Origin of the sequence: Hydrogenophaga flava NBRC 102514 (genome assembly GCF_001571145.1) — a bacterium.
Taxonomy (GTDB): domain Bacteria; phylum Pseudomonadota; class Gammaproteobacteria; order Burkholderiales; family Burkholderiaceae_C; genus Hydrogenophaga; species Hydrogenophaga flava.
On sequence record NZ_BCTF01000017.1, the window covers coordinates 118,797 to 134,510 of the forward strand.

The window sequence follows — 15,714 nt, forward strand, 5'->3', positions numbered from 1 at the left end:
CACAATGACCGGAACCCTGACCACCCTCTTCGTCAGCCTTGCCCTGCTGCTGGGCGCTCTGTGGTGGGTGTTCCGCCCCTGACAAGGACCGGCTCCGTTCCGACGACACCTACACTATGAGTTCCGCCGCTCTTGGCCTTACCGTCCCTCCGGCACCGTCTGCCGGCAAAGCACGCGAGGCACGTTCCAACCCAGCTCCCATGGACCGCCGATTGTTCATCGTGGCCGCCGTCATCGGCTTTCACGTGCTGGGCCTCTGGGCCCTGCAGACCGGCCTGCTGCGGCGCGCCGTGGAACTGGTGGTGCCCGTGGCGGTGATGGCCGAACTGATCGAGCCGCCACAGCCCCAGGTCACGCCAGAGCCCACCCCGCCCAAGCCACAGCCGGCCCCCAAGCCGGTAGCGCCTGTGCAGCGCGTGGTGAAGCAGGCACCGATGCCTCTGGCCATTCCGGACCCGACCCCGGCCCCCGAAGCGCCCACCGGCGTGGTCAGTGCGCCCCCCGAGCCACAGCCGGCGGTCACCGAACCGGTCGCGGCTGCTCCGGTGGCGGCGCCGGCACCGCTCGCGCCACCCAAGGTGGAACTGCCCTCCAGCGACGCCAGCTACCTGAACAACCCTCAGCCACCCTACCCTCCACTGTCAAAGCGACTCGGCGAACAAGGTCGCGTCATGGTCCGGGTGCATATCAGCACGGACGGTCTTGCCACCCGTGCCGAAGTCCAAAAATCCAGCGGTTTCCCTCGTCTGGACGAAACCGCGGTCCAGACCGTGCTCCGCTGGCGCTATGTGCCTGGCAAACGGGCCGGTGTGCCCGAAGCCATGTGGTACGTCGTGCCCGTCACCTTTGTGCTCGACTGACGCGGTGGCGCCTTTTGCTCTTCACTTTTCGACCCTTTCTTCCCATGGACACTCCTCTCGCAAGCTCGGGCCTGGCCCACGTCTGGTCTCAAGGCGACGCCGTCACCCGCACCGTCGCCCTGGTGCTGCTGGTCATGTCGCTGGCCACCTGGATCATCATTCTCTGGAAGGTGCTGGACCAGCGCGCCCAGCGCCAGCAGGCCAAGGCCAGCGAAGGCTTCTGGCACAGCGCCGATTTCGCCGAGGGGCTGGACAAGCTCGGCGCCGCCGACAACAACCCCTTCCGTGCCCTGGCGGTCGAAGGCCGTGAAGCCCAGCGCCACATCCTTCACAAGGACGGCCGGCAGGCCCCGCAGCTGCACGACAGCCTGGACGTGAGCGACTGGATCGAGCGCTGCCTGCGCCGCACGCTGGACGACCACATCGCCAAGGCCCAGAGCGGCCTGACCGTGCTCGCCTCCATCGCGTCCACCGCGCCCTTCGTGGGCCTGTTCGGCACCGTCTGGGGCATCTACCACGCCCTGCTGGGTATTGGCGCCGCCGGCCAGGTCAGCATCGACCAGGTGGCCGGCCCCATCGGCGAGGCGCTGATCATGACCGCGCTCGGCCTGCTGGTCGCCATCCCCGCGGTGCTGGGCTACAACGCCCTGGTGCGCGGCAACAAGGCCATCCTGCACCGGCTCAACCGCTTTGCCCACGACCTGCACGCCTACTTCGTCACCGGCGCCCGCGTCAGCTCCGGCGCCGACGCCAAGGTGCTGCCGATGAAGAAGGCCTGATCAAGGAGTCCCCATGGCCATCGGAACCCAGGACGACAGCGACGAAATGATGGCGGAGATCAACATGATCCCGTTCATCGACGTCATGCTGGTGCTGCTCATCATCTTCATCATCACCGTGCCGGTCATCAAGCACGCGGTCAAGGTCGACCTGCCCCGCGCCAGCAATGAAAAGCTGGTCGACAAGCCGGAAAACGTCCGCCTGTCGGTCGACGCCTCGGGCGCCTACTACTGGAACGAAACGCCCATCGCCGACGCCGAGCTGACCACCCGCCTGTCGCAGATCGCGGCCATGGAGCCACAGCCCGAGCTGCACATGCGCGGCGACAAGGACGTGCGCTACGAACGCGTGGCACTGGCCATGGCCAGCGCCCAGCGCGCGGGCGTGCGCAAGATCGGTTTCATCACGGAGCCCGCACAGCCATGACCCGTCCGACCACCTCCACTCCCGTGGCGACCAGCCCGGTCACGGCCCCCGCAACGGCGTCCGCCTCGGCCGCTGCGCCCGTGCTCAGCAGCCAGTCGGTGCTGCAGGGCCGGTCGCAGGTGGCCATCGAACACAACGGCGCGGTCTACCGCCTGCAAACCACCCGCCAGGGCAAGCTCATCCTGACCAAGTGAGCCACCCGACCAGGACACTTTTTTCAATCGTGGGGCGACCCGGGGTATGAGCAATTCCCCGAGCGTCGTTTTTCGCCAGCCAGGGGGCCGAAGGCCCCGTTAGCCAGGCGTTTTTTCAGATCACAGACCGATCGCCGCGATGCCCGCCTTGGCGATCTGGGCGTCCTCGCTGGACTTCACGCCGCTGACGCCCACCGCGCCGATGCACTGGCCGTCCTTGATCACCGGCACGCCGCCTTCGAGCAGGCCCTGCACCGTCGGTGCGCTCAGGAACGAGGTGCGGCCCTGGTTGATGACATCCTCATAGACCTTGCTCTCCTTGCGGCTGAGCGCAGCCGTGTGGGCCTTGGCCGGCGCGATGTGCGAGGACATCGCCGGCGCGCCGTCCAGGCGCTGCAGCCAGAGCAGATGACCGCCGTCGTCCACGATGGCGATGGTGACGGCCCACTGGTTTTTCATGGCTTCGGCTTCGGCGGCGGCGGCAATGGCCTTGACGTCGGCGAGTTCGAGCACGGCTTTGGTTTTCATGGAAGCAATCCTGCAGAAAATGGAATGAAAGGCGAACGATAACGCGTTCATTGCAGAACTGGCGATCAAAACTGTTCTCACCCTGCGGTGGCTCGGCAGCACTTTCCACACGCCAGCGAGCACCGCCCTACAATGCGCCGCACGCGGCCTTCCGCCGACCAACAGGAGAGACCATGACCGACTTCACCCAATACCAAGGCACTGCGGGCGCCCTCAGCGCCGAGCGCAACAAGGTGCTGCGCAACACCTACTGGCTGCTGGCCCTGTGTCTGCTTCCGACCGTGCTGGGCGCCTGGATCGGCGTGAGCACCGGCATCACCCGCAACATTGGCGGCATCGTCGGCATGGTGCTGTTCATCGGCGGCATGATGGCCTTCCAGTTCGCCATCTACCGCTTCCGCAACTCCGGTGCGGGCGTGGCCATCCTGATGGCCTTCACCTTCTTCATGGGCCTGATGCTCTCGCGCCTGCTGGGCGTGGTGCTGGGCATGGGCAACGGCACCACGCTGGTGATGGCCGCCTTCGCCAGCACCGCCGGCGTGTTCTTCACCATGGCCACGCTGGCCACCGTGATCAAGCGCGACCTCAGCGGCATGGGCCGCTGGCTGTTCGCCGGCATGATCGCCATCCTGATCGCCGCGGTAGTCAACGTCTTCATCGGCAGCTCGGCCATGATGCTGGCCCTGACCGCCCTGAGCACGCTGGTGTTCAGCCTGTACATGCTCTACGACGTGAAGAACATCATTGACGGCGGCGAGACCAACTACATCGTGGCCGCCACCCAGCTGTTCATCGACATCTTCGCGGTGTTCCAGAACCTGCTGGCGCTGTTCGGCATCATGGGCGGCGACGACTGATCCGTCGGACTGCACGGACGACACAAGGGGACCTCCGGGTCCCCTTTTTCATGCCTGCACGCGCTCAAGTTCTCGTCCGCCCCGCCGAAAACAGAGACAAACCTCGTTCAAGCACCATGCGACACCTTGCCCTGCCCCTCTGCCTCTGCGCCGCCCTGCTGGCCGGCTGCGACGCACTGGGCATCGAAAGCGCCACCCAGGTGGCGGAGCGCAAGCAGGCCGAGGCGCATGCCATCGGCAGCGCCTGCCGCCACGCGATCCGCAGCATCGAGGACTGCTTCAAGACCAACCCCAAGGCCGGCAAGGCCTCCGTGTTCGCTGGCTGGAAGGAGATGGACCAGTACATGCGCGACAACCAGATTGTCGGCATGCCGTCCGCCATCGAGTCGCCCTCTGGTGAAGAGCTGGTCGAACAAGAGGACACAGCGGCCCAGGACGAACACACTTCGAGTGATGCGAAGTCATCCTCCGGGAAGAAGGCAGCCGACAAGACCCCGACCACCAGGTCGTCCGGCGACGCCAAGACCCAAAGATCCTGACGCCCCGGGCCCACACCGAGGCCGGCTGAGCCTCAGGGCAGTTCGAACACCGCCATGCTTTCGACGTGTGCGGTGTGCGGGAACATGTTGACCACCCCCGCCGCCGTGCAGCGGTACCCCGCCTGGTGCACCAGCAGGCCGGCGTCGCGCGCCAGCGTGGCCGGGTTGCAGCTCACGTAGACAATTCGCCTGGGCGGCGTCCAGCCTGCGCGCAGCTCAGGCTGCTGGTGCAGGTCGGCCAGCGCCTTGGACAGCGCAAACGCCCCCTCCCGAGGCGGGTCCACCAGCCATTTGTCCGCCACACCGTCGGCCACCAGCATCTCGGGCGTCATCTCGAACAGGTTGCGCGCCACGAAGCTCGTGGGCGCCAACGGTGACGGGCGCCCCTGCTGGTTGAACGCGAGGTTCTCACGCGAGCGCGCCACCAGTGACTCGCTGCCCTCGATACCCAGCACCTCGCCGGCGCCCGTGGCAATTGGCAGGGTGAAGTTGCCCAGACCGCAGAACCAGTCGATCACCCGTTCGCTCTTCTGAGCGTCCAGCAGGCGCAGCGCACGCGCCACCAGCACCCGGTTGATGTGCGGATTGACCTGCGTGAAGTCGGTCGGCTTGAAGGGCATGGTGATGCCGAACTCGGGCAGGCGGTAGCTCAGCTGCGCCCCGCCCTCGTCCAGCAGCCGGACCGTGTCCGGACCCTTGGGCTGCAACCACCATTGCACGCCGTTCTGCTGACCGAAAGCGCGCAGCCGGGCCAGATCGTCATCACTCAGGGGCTCCAGATGCCGGAGCACCAGGGCGGTCACGTCGTCGCCGCAGGCCAGTTCGATCTGCGGGCAGGTCTCGCGCGCGTCCATGCCGTAGATCAGCTCGCGCAAGGGCATGAGCAGGTTGCTCACATGGGGCGGCAGCACACGGCAGACCTGCATGTCGGCCACGTAGCGGCTCTTGCGCTCGTGAAAGCCGATCAGCACCACGCCCTTCTTGTGCACGAAGCGCACCGACAGGCGCGCGCGGTAGCGGTAGCCCCAGGCCGGCCCCTCAATCGGACGCAGCAGCATCTCGGCCTTGACCTTGGCCAGATGCCAGAGGTTGTCCTCCAGCACGCGCTGCTTGATCGCCACCTGCGAGCTGGCATGCAGGTGCTGCATCTTGCAGCCACCGCACGCGCCTTCGTGCAGTCCGAAGTGCGGGCAGCCGGGCGTGACACGCTGCGGCGACCCGCGGTGGATCTCGGTCAGCGTCGCGGCTTCCCAGTTGTTCTTCTTGCGATGGACCTTGGCGCTGACGATCTCGAACGGCAACGCGCCATCGATGAACACGACCTTGCCATCGGGCCGGTGGGCGATGCCCTGCGCCTCGATGTCGAGCGATTCGACAAACAGCTGGCCTTCAGGCAAGCCGGCGGAAGGTGACGCGGGGGTGAGGGGATCTTGTTGTGTGGGGCTGTCTTGGCTCATGCCCCAATTGTCTCAGGCCCAGGCGGCGAGGTACTCCTGCCAGTGACTCTCAGCGGGCGCCAGCTGACCCAGCGTCTCTTTCACGAACGCGATTTCCTGCTCGTACTCGGCCTCTGTGAGACCACCACGCATCTTCTGGAAGCGGCAGTACACCAGATAGGTGTTCATCACGTCCGTCTCGCAGTAGCGGCGGATGTCCTCCAGTCGGCCGTCGAGGTACTGCGGATAGACCTGCGAGCCGTCCATGCCCAGCTTGCCGGGAAAGCCGCACAGCTTGGCCAGCGCGTCCAGCGGCGCGTTGTTCTTGGGGCTGTACATCGCCAGCAGGTCCATCAGGTCCAGATGGCGCATGTGGTAGCGGCTGATGTAGTTGTTCCACTTGTACTCGCGGTCGTCCTCGCCCAGGTCCCAGTACTTGCTTGCTTCGACGCCGTGGCGCAATCCGCGGTAGTGCAGCACGGGCAGGTCGAAGCCGCCGCCGTTCCAGCTCACCAGCTGCGGCTGGTGCTTTTCGATGCTGTTGAAGAAGGTCTGGATGACCCGGCCTTCGCTCTGGCCGTCGCGGTCGACGAAGGAGTGCACGCGCAGGCCTTCGGCGCTGCGGAACACCACACTGATGACCAGCACACGCTGCAGGTGCAGCGGTGCGAAATCGCTCTGGCCCTTGTCCTTGCGCTCGTTCAGCCAGGCCTCGTAGACCTGGGCATCCGTGGCATCGGCGGGCGCACCCCGCAACGTGCGCAGGCCGTCAACATCCGGAATCGACTCGATGTCAAAAACCAGCACCGGCCAGGCCATGCGCCGGCCTGTTCAGCGCTTGGGCAGATAGGCCACCGGATCGACCGGCTTACCGTTGCGGCGCACCTCGAAGTGCAGCTTGACTCGGTCGGCGTCGCTGCTCCCCATCTCGGCGATGCGCTGTCCCTGCTTCACGGTCTGGTCTTCGCGCACCAGCAGGGCCTGGTTGTGGGCGTAGGCCGTGAGGAAGGTGTTGTTGTGCTTGAGGATGATCAGGTTGCCATAGCCGCGCAGACCGGCGCCGGCATACACCACGCGCCCGTCGGCGGCGGCGAGCACCGGATCGCCCAGGCGGCCGCTGATGGACACGCCCTTGTTCTTGCCTTCATCGAAAGATGCCACCACGGCGCCCTGGGCAGGCCACACAAATGCCACGTCGTCGGCCCCGGCGGAAACGGGCTCCGTGGCAGGCGCAGGTGTGGCAGCGGTTGGCGCCGTGACCGTTGCACCCGGCGTGCCCGGTGCAGGGGGCGCGTTCAGGGGCCGCGCCACCACGCCCGGCGTGGCCACCGGTGCAGCGGTCACCCCCGTCGCTGTGGCGGCTGTGCCCGATACGGGCGGCGCCACCCGTAGGACCTGACCGACTTCGATCAGGTTGGGGTTGGTCAGGTTATTCCAGGCCTGCACGTCGCGCGGTGCCTGGCCGGCCTCCAGCGCGATCCGGTACAGCGTGTCACCGGGGCGCACGGTGTAGTAACCCGGTTTGCCAGCGTTCTCCGCTCCGGGCAAAGGCTTGCCGTCGGATGGCCGCGCCGCGCCGGAACGGTCTTCGACCGGTGCGGGCTGGCTCAGTCGCCGTGTGGAGCATCCGGCCGTCAGCACCAGTCCCCCCAGCAGGGTCCACAGGGCCACACCGCGCCATGAGATGCGCCGCGTGCGCACTGGCTGTCTATCAAAATCCCGCTTGTTCATTCCTGTTTCCTGCCTGATGTCAGGCCCGTTTCCACCCGGGCACTGCCTCTACGAAACACTTGCCAGCCACGTGTCGGCCGAAAGGTTTCACGAAACGCCTGATTTTAGGGGCACGAAGAGCACCGGTTCCAATACAGAACGTGTGAATCCGTGAGCATGGCGCTCAATGACGATCAGGTGCTGCTGGCCCGAGTCGGTCACTGCCGGAGCCACCAGGCGCCCTCCCACCGCAAGCTGTTCGATCCAGGCCTGCGGCACATCGTTCCCGCCCGCGGCGGCCACGATGCCGGCGTAAGGCGCGCCTTGCGGATAGCCCGGCATGCCGTCGCCAAACAGGAGGTGGACATTGGCCAGCCGGAAGGCCCGCAGGTTGTCGCGCGCCTTCTCGTGCAGCGCCCGCAGCCGCTCGATGCTGTAGACCTCCTGCACCAGATGGCTCAGCACCGCAGCCTGGTAGCCACACCCGGTACCGATGTCCAGCACCCGGCCAATGCGGCCCTCCCTGCCCTGGCACAGCAACTCCAGCATGCGCGCCACCACGCTGGGCTTGGAGATGGTCTGACCCAGGCCGATCGGCAGGCTGGTGTCTTCATAGGCCTGGTTGGCCAGCGCGGTGTCCACGAAGCGGTGCCGCTCCACCGCCTGCATGGCCGCCAGCACTCCCGGGTGGGAAACGCCCTGGGCCTGCAGCTTGCGCACCATGGCATGCCGAACCGCGACTGAATCCATGCCGACCCCGCGAGGGGCTGTGTTCGCAGCGATGGGTGCCGTGCTGCGGCCCTGCACCGCCGGTGCGACGCCAGGCCGGTTGACCGGCGCCGCCGCACCTGTGTCCAGGCGGGCCGGGAATGCCGGCCGCGGCTTGCCGGAGGCGGGGGCAGCGGAAGCGTTCCTGGCCGGTGGCGAAGCGGGGTTTGTCCGCTTCATGGCGTCCCGGCGCCCATGGCGGCGGCCGTCGGAACCCAGTAAGCGAGCCGCTCATGGTCGGTCAGGTCCACCTGCAGCGGCGTGATGCTGGCGAAGCCCTGCGCCGTGGCATGAAAGTCGGTGCCTTCAGCATCGTCCTTGGCCGGACCGGCGCTGCCGATCCAGTACATGGTTTCACCGCGGGGATTGGTCTGCGTGATCACCTGTTCGGCCGCGTGGCGGCGCCCGAGGCGGGCCACCTTGAAGCCCCGGATCTGCTCGGCCGGGCGGCAAGGAATGTTGACGTTCAGCAGCCACGGAGCCGGTCGCCGACCCGCGTCGTCCCCCGACGACAGCGTCGGCAGCAGGTGTCTGACCAGCTCGGCGGCCTTCTGTCCGGCCACGTCCAGGTGCGCCCAGCCCCGCTCCGTCTGGGAGAACGCAATGGCAGGGATGCCGAACAGGTAGCCTTCCATGGCCGCTCCGACGGTGCCGGAGTAAATGGTGTCGTCCCCCATGTTGGCACCGTTGTTGATGCCAGACACCACAAGATCGGGCCGGTAGCCCAGCAGCCCGGTCAGCGCGATGTGCACGCAGTCGGCCGGGGTGCCGTTCACATAGCGGAAACCATTGGATGCGCGGTGCACATACAGCGGCGAGTGCAGGGTCAGCGCGTTGGACTTGGCACTGTTGTTGTGCTCGGGCGCCACCACCTCCACGTCGGCCAGGCCCTTGAGCGCCTCGTACAGGGCCACGATGCCGGGCGCCTGGTAACCATCGTCGTTGGAGATGAGAATTTTCATTGGCAGGATTTTAGGCGGCCCGCCCCGGGTCACGCCCGGGACATGGGGCCGCACAGGTGACGCCCCTCGAGTGCGGCCCTGCCTATCATGCGTCGATCCTGACAACACCGGAGACGACCGATGCAAGCCTGGCTTTGCGAAAACCCCGTGGGCGTGGACGCCCTGACCTGGAAAGAACTGCCCACGCCCGAACCCGGAGCGGGCGAGGTGCTGATTGAGATCCAGGCGGCGAGCCTGAATTTTCCTGATCTGCTGATCGTGCAGAACAAGTACCAGATGAAGCCACCACTGCCCTTCGTGCCTGGGTCAGAGTACGCCGGAATGGTTCGCGCGGTCGGTGAAGGCGTGACGCATCTGCAGGTGGGCCAGAGCGTCGCCTGCCTGAGTGGCACCGGCGGTTTCGGCACCCACACGCTAGCGCCCGCAGCGCTGTGCATGCCTCTGCCACCAGGCTTCCCGCCGGTGGATGCGGCCGCCTTCATCATGATCTACGCCACCTCGCAGCACGCGCTGGTGGACCGCGCCCAGCTCAAGGCCGGTGAAACCGTGCTGGTGCTGGGCGCCGCTGGTGGCGTCGGCACAGCCGCGATCCAGCTGGCTAAGGCCGCCGGCGCAAGGGTGATTGCCGCCGCTTCGAGCGACGACAAATGCGCCCTTTGCAGGCAGCTGGGTGCCGACGAAACCATCAACTACAGCGTGCATACACCGCAGACCACGCTGCGCGACGAAATCAAGCGGCTGACCGGGGGCAAAGGACCCGACGTGATCTACGACCCCGTCGGCGGAGACTTCGCCGAGCCGGCCTTCCGCTCCATCGCCTGGCGCGGCCGCTATCTGGTGGTGGGCTTTGCCAGCGGCCCGATCCCCAGCCTGCCGCTGAACCTGTCGCTGCTCAAGGGCGCGAGCATCGTGGGTGTGTTCTGGGGCGACTTTGCCAAACGCGAACCCAAGGCCAACGCCCAGATGATGCAGACACTGGCCGCGATGTACATGAAGGGCCAGATCAAGCCGGTGATCGACCAGACACTGCCGATGAAGGACCTGCCCAAGGCCTACTCCATCATGGGTTCGCGTTCGGTCAAGGGAAAGCTGGTGCTGGTGAACTGACCAGCAGATTCCACCAGGAGCCAGAAACGAAAAAGCCCGGCAAACGCCGGGCTTTGTTCATGTATTTCTGGGGTGGCTGATGGGACTCGAACCCACGACAACAGGAATCACAATCCTTAATTTCAATGATTTGCCCTTGTTGATCACTGTAGATACAATTTATAAAAATCAACAGCTTATGCTCATTTTTGAGTAAATCACTTGAGCCTTGTGTTGATCAAAATTTCCCAATATTTGGGTTTTTTGGCTACACAGTGGCTACACAGATCAAACGTGTAGCCACTTGACCGGAGCACCGACACATGGCTAGACCGAAGAAAACTGACTTACCGGACACTGCCCAGGCCATCGAACTGACCGCTGGCGCCATAGCGCGACTAAGCTGTCGCTCCGACACAAAGGCTCAGGCATTCCTTAGAGACACCAAGGCCCCAGGGTTGCGTGTGCGAGTGACCAACACTGGGAGCAAGTCTTTCGTTTTTGAGCGTAAGTTAGCTAGTAGAACCATCAGGCTCACCATTGGCGACGTGCGCACCTGGTCAATCGAGCAGGCCCGTGCAGAAGCTCGCCGACTTGCCGTGGTGCTAGATGCTGGGCAAGACCCCCGAGAGATCGAGCGCCAAAAGCAGGCCGCAGTGGCCGCGGAGAAGGCTGCCACCATCGCGCAGGCCGCGACCGTGGGCGAGGCATGGGCCGTGTATCTGGACGCTCGCCGCTCACACTGGGGCGATCTGCACTTGCGCGATAACGTGAGCATGATGGCTCCTGGTGGCGAGCCTAAAAAGCGCGGAAAGGGCACCACCGAGCCCGGGCCGCTGCACCACTTTGCTTCTCTGCGCTTGGTAGACCTGACTGCTGACACTGTGCAGGCATGGGCCGCTCGCGAAGCCCACTCCCGCCCGACACGTGCACGGCTTGGGCTGCACCTGTTTCATGCGTTTCTTTGTTGGTGCACAGAGCACCCAGAATATGCCGCCCTGATACCCGAGAAGAACCCCGCCCGCAATCGTCGAGCCCGTGAGGCACTTGGCAAACCCAAGGCAAAGCGGGATGCCCTACTGAAAGAACAGCTACCTGCCTGGTTTGCCGCCGTACAGGGACTGCGAAGCCCAGCTGTATCTGCCTACCTGCAAACGCTGCTACTGACGGGCGCACGCCCAGGCGAACTACTGGCGCTGCGCTGGGATGACGTCAACACCCAATGGCGGGGACTCACCATTCGCGACAAGGACGCCAGCAAGGGCGGACAAGATGGCACCCGGCGAATTCCCATGACGCCCTACGTGTGGTACCTACTGGCCAGCCTGCCACGGCGCAATGAGTGGGTATTTTCCAGCGACACTAAGTCCCAGCCTATCAGCCGCCCACATCGTAGATTGGCTGATGCCTGCGCAGTAGCTGGCATCGCGGAGTTGACCCTGCACGGCTTGCGTCGCAGCTTCGGTACTCTGTCGGAATGGCTGGAACTGCCAGCGGGCGTAGTGGCGCAGATTCAGGGCCACAAACCCAGCGCGACCGCCGAGAAACACTATCGCGTGCGCCCGTTGGACCTGCTTCGCGTTCACCATGAGCGACTGGAGGCGTGGACTCTGGAGCAGGCAGGCATCAAGTTCGACCCCAGAGCCCAGCCGGAAAAGCTTCAAGTTGTGGCAGCATGAATATCGCAATAGAAGGTTGGCCATGCAGGCGTTCGTGAAGAAGATTCACGCCCCACCCCGCTAGACCTTTTTTTTAGACTACCGCCTTCCTTGCATTGGTGTGCTCGGGGCACGCTTGAAAATTTTTTGTCCAGATACACAGGACCAAAATCCTGCTAAAAGCCAGGCCTCCCACTGGCATGCCAGGGCTCGATGCACGGGAGAGATTTCTGGAGGATCTGTGAAATCAATCCGATTGCCAGCCGGTTGCGAGTTCGTGCCGTTTGACGGTTATGGAGGGGTTGGTTTCTTGCTGGCGGTGGCTGAGTTCCCTGATGAAAACAGTCTGACCGAGCGCATGCAGCATGATTGCGCACTTGGAACCGGACTCTTGGAAGCGGTACGACAAGGTCGGCTTTGTGTGCGTGATCCCCAAACCCGAACACCGATAAGACCAGACGCGCCAAGCGTCAAAGTACTCTCGGCCGTGGTCTCACTGAGCGACTTGCGGTCATTTGCGGCAGAGCTTGGGTATAACGTTCAAGTCACCTCAGCACAGCAGGAAACAGACAATCAGGCCTCTAACGTTGCACCTGTCGCAATGCCCCGTCAAAGGGCTCAAGAGTCGGCCATTCGTGCCGCGCTCAGTGCCCGTGAACTAGACCCAACTCGCCTGCCGAAAAGTCCGAAAGGTCATGCGGGAGTCAAGGCTGACTTGCGCAAGGCACTTCTTGGTGAGCGACACGATCTTTTCCAAAGCGAGAAAGTATTTGAACTTGCTTGGGAACGGCTTAGAAAGGGAAGAGAAATCAAGTACGTCCACGAAGAGGAATGACCCCTCCCTCATGCTGAGGGACGAGGGATGGTTTACACGAGGGTTGGTCGTGACACGATGATCGATGCATATCAACGAGGCCGCAAGGCTTGGGAACAATCGATATGCCAGTCGTTCGCGATGAAAAACACCAAGGCGCCGCAGCCCAGAGTGCTGTTTCTGATCCAAGGCAGTTTCCTCCGCTGGAGAAAGTAACCCGCCCCACCATACCGACTGAACAGGCTGCGCACTATCTTATGCGCCGCCCACAAACATTACGCGGTTGGGCTTGCGCTGAGACCTTTCCCGAAGGCCTACGTCCGGTTCGGATCAATGGCCGCCTAGGCTGGCCGGTGGCTGGCATTCGAGCCGCCCTCGGAGTTGAAGCATGTACGCCGCGATGACCGAGGCAGAAATCATCGATCAATTCCGTCGCGCAATGGCGGAACACGACATCAGGACCGATGACGCCCTAATCGCTGACGGCAAGTTCCACCGCATGCACGTGGTGGGCGACCGCAAGTTGTCGCGCAACGGCTGGTACGTTCTGCACCTCGACGGCCTGCCGTCCGGCGCGTTCGGATGCAACAAGAGGTACGGCAACGAGGCAAAGTTCACATGGTCCGGTAAGGGCATCAAGCCACTGACGACCGAGGAGCGGCTGGCGTTCTGCCGGCGAATGGAAGCCCAGCGCGCGGCGCGCGATGCCGAGAAACTTCGTCTGCAGGAAGCCGCGGCCCAGCACGCTCAGTTCATGTGGGATCAGGCGCAGCCGCTGGATGGCGACGACCATCCGTACCTCAAGCGCAAGGGCGTGCGCTCCCATGGTCTGCGCGTCGGCCCGTGGGAGAAAATCGACCACGACACCGGCAGCGTCGACGTGGTCGCCGAGCGCGCGCTGCTGATCCCGATTCGAGACACCGGTAAGGCGCTGCGCAGCATGCAGGCCATCTTCCCGGCCAAGATCTGGGGCGACCGCGACAAGGACTACCTCAAGGACGGCGTCAAAGACGGCTGCTTCTTCGCCATGGGCAAGCCTGTGACCGTCGAGCATGTCGGCCGGCAGCGCATGGTGATCATGATCGGCGAGGGCTACGCCACCGTGGCGAGCGCGCACGAGGCGACGGGCCACGCCGGCATCGTGGCGTTCGACGCCGGGAACCTGGTGCCGGTGGCCAAGGCCCTGCACAAGAAGTTCCCCGACGCCCTGTTCGTGCTGCTGGCCGACAACGACCAATGGACAGGGCCGACGCACGAGAACCCGCACGTGCCCAAGAATCCAGGCCTGACAAAGGCGCATAAAGCGGCCGAGGCCGTTGGCGGCCTGGTCGTCACTCCTCCGTTTGCGCGCAGCGAAGGTAAGCCAGGCAGCACCGGCAAGCTCAGCGGTCCAACAGACTTCAATGACCTTCATCAGCTATTCAGTCTCAACGTCGTACGCGATGTCATTGAGGCTGCGCTTGAAGATGGCGCTCGCCCAGCACGCGTAGTAGTGGTGCCGACCGAATTCGAAGCAGAGGGCGTAGCGTATGCACATGAGTGTCTTGTGCGGCTGTCGAAAACAGTCGCGGGCCTTGGCGGTGCTCCACTTATAGAGAACGACACGATTGTTCTGGCCGCCGATGACAGCTTGGAACACGTCGCAGCGATAGCGCGCTGTGCCTATCCGGAGGCGGTGATCAACATCATGGCCGCACCAAGTCAAGATGCTGAGGTGCAGCGCGTGGCTGCTATGTACGGCGCCAGTGCAGAGATGCCGTCAAGTGCTGATGATTGGCGCGGCTGGGGCGAGCATTTTCTTGACATGATGTTCGACTACATCGACGCTGTTGCGGGCGAAGATCCAAGCACACGCGAACTCGTCGGCCAAACGATGGCTCGGGCGAAAAACGGCCAGCTGGCGGGCGCGGTCGAATGCGACAGCACGGTAAGTGTGCGTACCGGTGACCATGGCGATGCCGGACTCGCACGCAATAACTACTTCACGATCTTGGGCCACAACCGCGGCACGTACTACCTCTTCCTACACAACACCGGGCAGGTGTCGGACATCACCAAGTCCGACATGTCAGATGCTGGATTGATCGAGCTGGCGCCGCTGAACTGGTGGGAAACGAACTTTCCCCACAGAAGGAATCTTGGTATCGACAAGCAAGCCGCCGCTGAGTTCCTCATTCGCACGGCCGAAAGGCGCGGCATCTATGACCCCAATAAGGTGCGCGGCCGCGGTGCCTGGGTCGACGATGGCCGCGTCGTCTTCCATCACGGCGCCTACCTGACCGTTGACAGCACCCGACTCGACGTCACCCAAATTTCGTCTCGCTACGTTTACGAGCGGGCGCATTCACTGCCAGAGCCGCATGAGACCGGGTTGAGTGCTGCCGAAGGCGCCGAGTTGCTAGAGCTACTGCAGCAGTTTCGATGGGGCATGCCGGGATCGGCACTGCTATTCGGCGGCTGGCTTGCCCTGGCGACGGTGTGCGGTGCATTGCCGTGGCGGCCGCACATCTGGATCACCGGCTCCGCGGGGCCCGGCAAGACGACGCTGGCGAACATCGCCAACCGGCTGCTTTTCGAGACCGCTGTGTATGCCCAAGGTAACTCCTCTGAGCCGGGTATCCGCCAAGCGCTAGGGGGCGACGCCAGGCCCGTGTTGATGGATGAGTCGGAATCCAAGGAGGAATACGACGTTCAGCGCATACAGAAGCTTCTGTCGCTGATCCGTCAGGCGTCTTCGGAGTCGGGAGCGATCACATTTCTGGGCACCTCCGATGGCAAGGGGATGCGCTTCAACATCCGCAGTATGTTCTGCTTGGCGTCGATTCAGGTCGCGACCAAGAATAAGGCCGATATCGACCGCCTGGCGGTGCTGACTTTGCGCGGGGAAGTGAAGAACAAGAAAGATGGCGACGCGACATGGAGCCAGCTTCGAGAGAGGATTTACAGCTTCGTCATTCGCGACAAGACTATCTCGAAGCGCCTGCTTCGGCGCTCGATTGACCTCCTCCCCATCACACTCAAAAACATCGAGGTGTTCACTGACGTGGCTGCGCAGCGTTTTGGTACGCAGCGCGCAGGCGATCAGTATGGGACCTG

The 15,714-nt window shown here is 64.0% G+C and carries 16 protein-coding genes; 10 read left to right on the forward strand and 6 right to left on the reverse strand.

Annotated features, from left to right (window positions below; translation table 11 throughout):
• Positions 1-200: 200 nt before the first annotated feature.
• Genes HFL01S_RS15765 through HFL01S_RS15780 form a run of 4 tightly spaced genes read left to right on the forward strand, consistent with a single transcriptional unit; the run spans position 201 to position 2,260 of the window.
• Positions 201-860 carry an energy transducer TonB gene (locus tag HFL01S_RS15765; RefSeq protein WP_066260379.1) on the forward strand — a complete coding sequence of 220 codons (660 nt, stop codon included), beginning with the start codon at positions 201-203 and terminating at the stop codon, positions 858-860.
• Between the two features lie 44 nt (positions 861-904).
• Positions 905-1,639, forward strand: a complete 735-nt coding sequence (locus HFL01S_RS15770) for a MotA/TolQ/ExbB proton channel family protein (RefSeq protein ID WP_066260381.1) — start codon at positions 905-907, stop codon at positions 1,637-1,639.
• Between the two features lie 13 nt (positions 1,640-1,652).
• Entirely contained in the window at positions 1,653-2,066 is a 414-nt protein-coding gene (locus tag HFL01S_RS15775) for an ExbD/TolR family protein (protein WP_066260387.1), read from the forward strand.
• Positions 2,063-2,260: a hemin uptake protein HemP gene (locus tag HFL01S_RS15780; RefSeq protein WP_066260389.1), complete on the forward strand. Its 198-nt coding sequence runs from the start codon at positions 2,063-2,065 to the stop codon at positions 2,258-2,260. The genes HFL01S_RS15775 and HFL01S_RS15780 overlap by 4 nt, the downstream gene beginning before the upstream one ends.
• A 120-nt stretch (positions 2,261-2,380) precedes the next feature.
• Here HFL01S_RS15780 and HFL01S_RS15785 read toward each other — a convergent pair whose 3' ends face one another.
• Positions 2,381-2,788, reverse strand: coding sequence for a GlcG/HbpS family heme-binding protein (locus HFL01S_RS15785; protein ID WP_066260392.1), 408 nt, complete (start codon positions 2,786-2,788; stop codon positions 2,381-2,383).
• A gap of 173 nt (positions 2,789-2,961) precedes the next feature.
• On the opposite strand from HFL01S_RS15785, the gene HFL01S_RS15790 reads away from it, so the two are divergent.
• Positions 2,962-3,645 carry a Bax inhibitor-1 family protein gene (locus HFL01S_RS15790; protein ID WP_066260395.1) on the forward strand — a complete coding sequence of 228 codons (684 nt, stop codon included), beginning with the start codon at positions 2,962-2,964 and terminating at the stop codon, positions 3,643-3,645.
• A gap of 116 nt (positions 3,646-3,761) precedes the next feature.
• Positions 3,762-4,184 (forward strand): hypothetical protein, encoded by a 423-nt coding sequence (locus tag HFL01S_RS25750; protein ID WP_084383366.1) that lies wholly within the window; start codon positions 3,762-3,764, stop codon positions 4,182-4,184.
• A gap of 32 nt (positions 4,185-4,216) precedes the next feature.
• Here HFL01S_RS25750 and rlmD read toward each other — a convergent pair whose 3' ends face one another.
• From rlmD to surE, 5 genes are all read right to left on the reverse strand, one after another.
• The gene (rlmD, locus tag HFL01S_RS15800) at positions 4,217-5,641 is read right to left on the reverse strand and encodes a 23S rRNA (uracil(1939)-C(5))-methyltransferase RlmD (protein ID WP_066260397.1); all 1,425 of its coding nucleotides are present in this window, start codon (positions 5,639-5,641) and stop codon (positions 4,217-4,219) included.
• A 12-nt stretch (positions 5,642-5,653) separates the two neighbouring features.
• Entirely contained in the window at positions 5,654-6,439 is a 786-nt protein-coding gene (locus HFL01S_RS15805) for a 3'-5' exonuclease (protein ID WP_066260398.1), read from the reverse strand.
• Between the two features lie 12 nt (positions 6,440-6,451).
• A complete protein-coding gene (locus HFL01S_RS15810; RefSeq protein ID WP_084383368.1) occupies positions 6,452-7,351 on the reverse strand; it encodes a peptidoglycan DD-metalloendopeptidase family protein in 900 nt (299 codons plus the stop codon).
• A gap of 87 nt (positions 7,352-7,438) precedes the next feature.
• Positions 7,439-8,278: a protein-L-isoaspartate(D-aspartate) O-methyltransferase gene (locus tag HFL01S_RS15815; protein WP_084383370.1), complete on the reverse strand. Its 840-nt coding sequence runs from the start codon at positions 8,276-8,278 to the stop codon at positions 7,439-7,441.
• Positions 8,275-9,060, reverse strand: coding sequence for a 5'/3'-nucleotidase SurE (gene surE, locus HFL01S_RS15820; protein ID WP_066260403.1), 786 nt, complete (start codon positions 9,058-9,060; stop codon positions 8,275-8,277). Before surE ends, HFL01S_RS15815 begins: the two co-directional genes overlap by 4 nt.
• A gap of 120 nt (positions 9,061-9,180) precedes the next feature.
• Here surE and HFL01S_RS15825 point away from each other — a divergent pair, with 120 nt between their 5' ends.
• The 4 genes from HFL01S_RS15825 to HFL01S_RS15840 form a co-directional block, all read left to right on the forward strand.
• The gene (locus HFL01S_RS15825; protein ID WP_066260409.1) at positions 9,181-10,167 is read left to right on the forward strand and encodes an NADPH:quinone oxidoreductase family protein; all 987 of its coding nucleotides are present in this window, start codon (positions 9,181-9,183) and stop codon (positions 10,165-10,167) included.
• 302 nt (positions 10,168-10,469) lie between these two features.
• Positions 10,470-11,825, forward strand: coding sequence for a tyrosine-type recombinase/integrase (locus HFL01S_RS15830; protein ID WP_066260411.1), 1,356 nt, complete (start codon positions 10,470-10,472; stop codon positions 11,823-11,825).
• A gap of 220 nt (positions 11,826-12,045) precedes the next feature.
• Positions 12,046-12,639, forward strand: a complete 594-nt coding sequence (locus HFL01S_RS25150) for a hypothetical protein (RefSeq protein WP_157538902.1) — start codon at positions 12,046-12,048, stop codon at positions 12,637-12,639.
• A gap of 367 nt (positions 12,640-13,006) precedes the next feature.
• The coding region (locus HFL01S_RS15840; RefSeq protein WP_066260416.1) for a toprim domain-containing protein at positions 13,007-15,714 on the forward strand (2,708 nt) is incomplete at its 3' end.